This is a genomic window from Psittacicella gerlachiana, assembly GCF_003585965.1.
Lineage (GTDB): Bacteria > Pseudomonadota > Gammaproteobacteria > Enterobacterales > Psittacicellaceae > Psittacicella > Psittacicella gerlachiana.
This window is the reverse complement of sequence record NZ_NRJF01000079.1, coordinates 1-3,024: the sequence shown is the minus strand read 5'-3', so window position 1 is coordinate 3,024 and position 3,024 is coordinate 1. Positions and strand designations below refer to the sequence as shown.

Sequence of the window (3,024 nt, the reverse complement as noted above, 5' to 3'; positions counted from 1 at the left end):
TACTAATAAAGCTTTTGAATTTAGGTTGCCATAATGTAAGTTTTGTTTTTTCAAGCTCATGAGCATCAATTTGCGTTATTTCAAACATGTATACCTCAACTTTTTGGTCACATACTTTTACACATACAATAATGTGACTTATTGTAATTATACCAAAAAATCGAATTATAATCTCTCTAGCTTAGGTATTATGGTGAATTTATTTAAAATCTAAATATAGATAAGAATAAATCACATTAGGAAAAAGAAAGGATATAAGCTGTTTTTTGTATTTTTGTTCGAAATTTTTTAAGTCTTTTTTAATTTACCTATATAATATAGGGAAAAGACACAAAGCACATTTTAAATTTAATAAGGAAGAGCCATGTGGGATAAATTTAAAAAACCTGTTGCTCACTTGGATAGTGTACATTATGAAATTCGTGGTCCATTGCTTTTAGAGGCAAATAGACTAGAAAGTTTAGGCCATAGAATCTTAAAACTAAATATTGGTAATCCAGCGGTTTTTGGTTTTGAAGTACCTGAAGTGTTAAAAAGTACATTAGACCAATGTATTTATAAATATCATGGATATTGTGACTCTAAAGGTCATTTAGACGCTCGTAAAGCTATTATTGATTATAATCATAAACTTGGTGTAGGTTTAGAGATTAATGATCCTAATCGTGTATATGTTGGTAATGGGGTATCAGAATTAATTATCTTAGTTACCAATGCACTTTGCGATAATGGTGATGAGATTCTAGTTCCTTCACCAGACTATCCTTTATGGTCAGCAGCTGTAAACCTAGCTGGGGGTAAAGCGGTATACTATCGCTGTGATCCTAATAACAAATGGCAACCTAATGTGGAAGACATTGAAAGTAAAATCACAGAGAAGACCAAAGCGATTGTTTTAATTAATCCAAATAACCCAACCGGTCAAGTTTATAGCAAAGAAGTTTTAGAGAAAATTGCAGAACTTGCGGTAAAGCATGAAATTATTATTCTTGCCGATGAAATTTATGATCGTATAACTTATGATCAAGCACAACATATACCTATAGCTTCTTTAAATAAAGAGGCTCTAGTAATTACTTTTAATGGTGCATCTAAAGCTAATCGACTATGTGGTTATCGTTTAGGTTGGATGTTCTTAACTGGACCATTTGAACAAGCAAGTGGCTTTGTAAGTAGTTTAGATAAGCTCACCAGCATGCGTTTATGTTCGGTATCTCCATTTCAAGCAATCATTAGAGACTGTTTAGAAAAAGATCATTCTATTGAGGAATTAACCTCACCAGGTGGTAGACTCTACGAACAAAGAAAACTACTCGTAGAAAGAATTAATAAAATTCATGGTTTGTCTTGTGAGCCGGTGCAAGGGGCATTATATGCCTTTGTAAAACTAGATTTTACAAAATTAGATTTTAAAGATGATGTTGACTTTGCTCAAAAACTGCTGTCAGAAGAACATGTGCTAGTAGTACATGGACAAGGTTTTAATTGGAAAGAAAAAGATCATTTTAGAATAGTCTTTTTACCTGATGTTGTACAGTTAGAACAAGCTGTAGATGCTATAGAAAGATTATGTAATAAATATAAAAAAGATTAATATTATTTAGTCGGCAAAGAAGAAAAAAATTTTCTTCTTTGCCTCTAATTATTTTTATGACAAGTATAAATAACATTGCATTAAACTTTGATAAATCTAAATATACTTATTCACAACAGGCCAAAGTACAAAGCTTAATGAGTAAATACTTGGTTAGTTTGTTAAAGCATTACGATGGGAGAAAAAAACAATTAAGAATTTGTGATCTTGGAACAGGGAGTAATGCGAATTTATTAATAGATTACTTAAACTCTACAGAGCATAATTTAAATATTACTTTAGTTGATTTAGTTAATATTTTACCTGAGGTAAAAGAGAAAATTTTTCGCTTCTCACAAGTAAAAACTTTAGAATCTGAGCAACAAGATGTTTTTACCTGGAGTGATCAAGAAAGACAAAAGTTTGATTTAATCATAAGTAATGCCATGATTCAATGGATCGAAAACCCGTTTGAACTTTTGCAACAGATTATTAATCAGTTAAATTCTCAAGGTATTTTTGCATTTAGTACATTTTCCCTCGAAAACTTCAAAGAACTTAAACAAGTAACCAATAATTCTTTAGTATATTTTGCCAAAAGTAGTTGGTTAGAGATGCTCTCAAAGTCAGGATATCAAGTAATAGCATGTCAAGAGTTTCAAGAACAATTACTTTTTGCCTCCTTGAACGATTTAATGCAACATTTAAAAGAAACTGGAGTAAATAATTTACCCAATAAAAGTATTTGGACTAAAAGTAAGCTCGAGATTTTTAAACAAAAGTTTGATGAACTTAAAGTTGATGATAGGTATCCATTGACTTATCATTCTTTATTATTTATATGTCAAAAAAAATTGGAAGTATAAATTATGAAAGCAATTATTGTCTGTGGTATAGATACTGATATAGGTAAAACCTATGTTAGCGGTTCTATTTTGGCTCAATTAGCTTATAATAATTTTCGTGTATCTAGTTTTAAGCCTGTACAAACTGGGTGTAATAATTTTTCGGTAGATCTACAAGAACATAAGAAAATTGTAGATTTATATGCACAAGAGAGAGATTCTCTTCGTAGTAGTCATAACTTCTTAGGGAATGAAAAAATGTGTTCATACATTTTTTCCCAACCTGTTTCTCCTCATTTGGCTTCTGCAAATGAACAGCAATACATAAAAGTAGATAAGATCTTAGAAGATTTTATGAATTACCTAACTCAATTTTATCCCCAAGTAAATTTAAATAATTTAATAACCAATACTTATCATCAATTAGATTATTTAGTCGTTGAACTTGCAGGAGGAATTATGTCTCCTGTGAATAATCTATTGACTAATTTAGATTTAATTGAAAAATTTAGAGATATTTGTCAAAGTAAAAAGATTGACTTTGAAGTGGTATTAGTTACTGCTGGTAAACTAGGTTCAATTAGTCATACTCTAAGTGCTTTAACT

The 3,024-nt window shown here is 30.2% G+C and carries 3 protein-coding genes; all 3 read left to right on the top strand.

Going from position 1 to position 3,024, the window contains the following annotated elements:
• Nucleotides 1–364 precede the first annotated feature (364 nt).
• Nucleotides 365–1,594 carry an aminotransferase class I/II-fold pyridoxal phosphate-dependent enzyme gene (locus CKF59_RS03245; protein WP_119534547.1) on the top strand — a complete coding sequence of 410 codons (1,230 nt, stop codon included), beginning with the start codon at nucleotides 365–367 and terminating at the stop codon, nucleotides 1,592–1,594.
• A 56-nt stretch (nucleotides 1,595–1,650) separates the two neighbouring features.
• Nucleotides 1,651–2,439: a methyltransferase domain-containing protein gene (locus tag CKF59_RS03240; RefSeq protein ID WP_119534546.1), complete on the top strand. Its 789-nt coding sequence runs from the start codon at nucleotides 1,651–1,653 to the stop codon at nucleotides 2,437–2,439.
• Nucleotides 2,440–2,442: 3 nt separating this feature from the next.
• Nucleotides 2,443–3,024: dethiobiotin synthase (bioD, locus tag CKF59_RS03235; RefSeq protein WP_119534545.1), on the top strand; the 582-nt coding region annotated here is incomplete at its 3' end.

Excerpts from the sequence above, each read along its gene's own strand:
- CKF59_RS03245 (WP_119534547.1), top strand. The coding sequence starts at position 365 with ATGTGGGATAAATTTAAAAAACCTGTTGCTCACTTGGATAGTGTACAT.
- CKF59_RS03240 (WP_119534546.1), top strand. The coding sequence starts at position 1,651 with ATGACAAGTATAAATAACATTGCATTAAACTTTGATAAATCTAAATAT.